This window comes from Pseudomonas sp. FSL R10-0399 (genome assembly GCF_009600165.1).
Classification (GTDB): Bacteria; Pseudomonadota; Gammaproteobacteria; order Pseudomonadales; family Pseudomonadaceae; genus Aquipseudomonas; species Aquipseudomonas helleri.
The window spans coordinates 1-2,380 of record NZ_WIWK01000225.1; the positions used below are offsets into that span (position 1 = coordinate 1).

Genomic DNA, 2,380 nt, shown 5'->3' on the forward strand with positions numbered 1-2,380 from the left:
ACCGCCTGCAAACGTAGTTTGCGTAAGTGCGCCCTTGCCTTGGTTGGCTTGAACCATGCGCGAAAAGTTGACAGGTCAGGGGCCGCGCTCCCGGCTTGTCGGGAAATTGTCCCACCTTCCCGGCAAACGGAAGCACGGGCGAAGCGAACCCTTGACCCGACTCGATCAAAAGCACGCTCCGCCTAGGGAGCATGGGACGTTTCACCCCATGCACCCTTGGCACATGCCGAATGCCGCCGGAGGCTGCTCTTGACGGATCGTCAAATCACACAATACCATGAGTCACGAGAAGCAACTCACCGGTGCAATATGACTACCAAAAAACGCAAGCCACAAAATCGGATGGCTTTGACTATTTCCGATGAACTCAAGGCTGCGCTCAATGAGCTTAACGATGCGACTGGTGTGGCTGCAGCCAGCTTTGTAACCGAGATTATGGAGGGCAACATCCCCATGATTTTGGGAATTGCTCAGGCTGCACGCTTGGCAAAAGCAGAGCCGGGCCGTGCCTTGGAAATCATGCAGCGTTCGATGCTTGAAGCCGTACATGATGCCAATCAGGCTCAAATTGAACTCATTGACCAACAAACCAAACTCCGCACCTTCCAACGCAAGGAACCCAACGAATGAACGTTCAAATGAAGAAAACCAAAAAACTCGTTGTCGCTCTCTTTCACCCTGACGACCCCCACGGGCCTTGCTTAGAGCTTATGCCCTGCGTGGACGATCTCGATAACTTCGATGAGTTCCACCATTTCGCTGAGTTTTATTACAACGGAATGCCAAAGCCTAATGGCGGCCAGATCATGGTTGCCTTTGCACCCAAGAATCCGAAATTCACCATGGCCTTTCTCGGCCCTTTGCAAATGGATTACCAGCAAGCTGACGCGCACGCCGAAACCATTAAGCGCATTTTGACCAGCCAATAAAAAACCCCCTCCAGTTAGCGCTGTAGGGGGTTCTGTGGGGGTCGCGGTTGGCGCCGCGATTTACCCCGGGTTTTGCAGGACAAGGATCTGCATGGACAAGAATAACACTTCCGGGCGTTACCAGAATTCCGGGCCAGAAACGGCCTTTCGGGCGGAGCCCCTTGGTATATACGCGATAACTGACTCCGCTCACCTAACGGTTGACCAAAGCACGGGGGAAATCACCGCTGGGTTGCCTGTCGATCCTAGGCTTTTCCGCTGCGAGCGTTTCGCTCTAAAAAGCATCGTTAATTGGCTATTGCCAACCTCACGCACGTCTAAGTGCATGCGTTGGAGAGTGCCAAATCAATCGCTCCAGGTACTCAAGAGCAAGGAGCACAACAAGGCGTTCTATACGGGCCTTCAGGTCTGCGCTTCCGTATGGGCTTGCCCGGTTTGTGCCGCCAAAATCAGCGAGCGCCGTCGTGCTGAACTGACCACTGCTCTGGCTCTCGCCAAAGCGCGTGAGTGGGATGTTTTCATGCTGACCCTGACAGTGCCGCACGGGCTTGGCGACGATTTGCCAGCACTCTTGAAGCAAATCCACACAGCATGGCGCAGCACTACAACCAGCCGTGCCGGGCAGAAGCTCAGAAAGCTCTTGGGTATTCGTGGAACCATCCGGGCTCTGGAAGTTACCCATGGCCAAAATGGCTTTCACCCACACCTTCATGTCTTGCTCTTTCTCGATCAGGGTTTTTCGCCTCAATCCGTACACCACGCATTCAGCCCTCTTTGGCAACAAGCGTGCATGCGTGCTGGTTTGCCGCGTCCTTCTGATGAGCATGGTTGCAGGGTTGATGATGGCACCTATGCCGCTGCCTACGCCTCCAAATGGGGCCTAGAGAGCGAATTGACCAAAAGCCACACCAAGAAGGGCCGTAACGGCTCACGCACGCCCTGGGACTTCCTGAGAGCCGTCCTCGATAAGTCTGAGGGCTGGCAACAGTCGGCAATCCTGTTTCGTACCTATGCCGAAGCGTTCAAGGGAAAACGTCAGCTCTACTGGTCAAACGGCTTACGCGATCTGCTCGCCATGGGTGAACAGGCATCAGACGAGGAACTTGCAGCCGTTCAGGAAGACAGTGCGCTCATGCTGGCCGAACTAACCGACGAGCAATGGCGAGCCATTTTGCGCACCAAGTCGGAGTCCATCGTTTTGGACATGGCCGAGACTCACCCACAGGCGCTTCCTGCTTTGCTTGCGTCCATTCTGGAAAGAGCCAAAAAGCTTGCTACTGGAACGGGCTGACCTGCCTGACACTGCTCAGCGTAGCGTAAGCAGTGCCAGGCAGGCCTGCCCGTTTAACTTCAACGTCTAAACACGTCCAACGGACCGCCTGCAAACGTAGTTTGCGTAAGTGCGCCCTTGCCTTGGTTGGCTTGAACCATGCGCGAAAAGTTGACAGGTC

General features: G+C 54.7%; 3 protein-coding genes. All 3 read left to right on the forward strand.

What is annotated here, in order from left to right:
* The first annotated feature begins 309 nt into the window (after window positions 1-309).
* The 3 genes from GHO41_RS28990 to GHO41_RS29000 all read left to right on the forward strand — a co-directional run bounded on the left by GHO41_RS28990 (window position 310) and on the right by GHO41_RS29000 (window position 2,220).
* The gene (locus tag GHO41_RS28990) at window positions 310-630 is read left to right on the forward strand and encodes a hypothetical protein (RefSeq protein ID WP_153334641.1); all 321 of its coding nucleotides are present in this window, start codon (window positions 310-312) and stop codon (window positions 628-630) included.
* Window positions 627-929: a hypothetical protein gene (locus GHO41_RS28995; protein ID WP_153334639.1), complete on the forward strand. Its 303-nt coding sequence runs from the start codon at window positions 627-629 to the stop codon at window positions 927-929. The genes GHO41_RS28990 and GHO41_RS28995 overlap by 4 nt, the downstream gene beginning before the upstream one ends.
* Before the next feature lie 337 nt (window positions 930-1,266).
* Window positions 1,267-2,220 carry a protein rep gene (locus tag GHO41_RS29000; RefSeq protein ID WP_153334625.1) on the forward strand — a complete coding sequence of 318 codons (954 nt, stop codon included), beginning with the start codon at window positions 1,267-1,269 and terminating at the stop codon, window positions 2,218-2,220.
* The last annotated feature ends 160 nt before the right edge of the window (window positions 2,221-2,380 follow it).

What these genes read in the sequence shown, in the direction of transcription:
- GHO41_RS28990 (WP_153334641.1), top strand. Translation starts at nt 310, where the DNA reads ATGACTACCAAAAAACGCAAGCCACAAAATCGGATGGCTTTGACTATT.
- GHO41_RS28995 (WP_153334639.1), top strand. Translation starts at nt 627, where the DNA reads ATGAACGTTCAAATGAAGAAAACCAAAAAACTCGTTGTCGCTCTCTTT.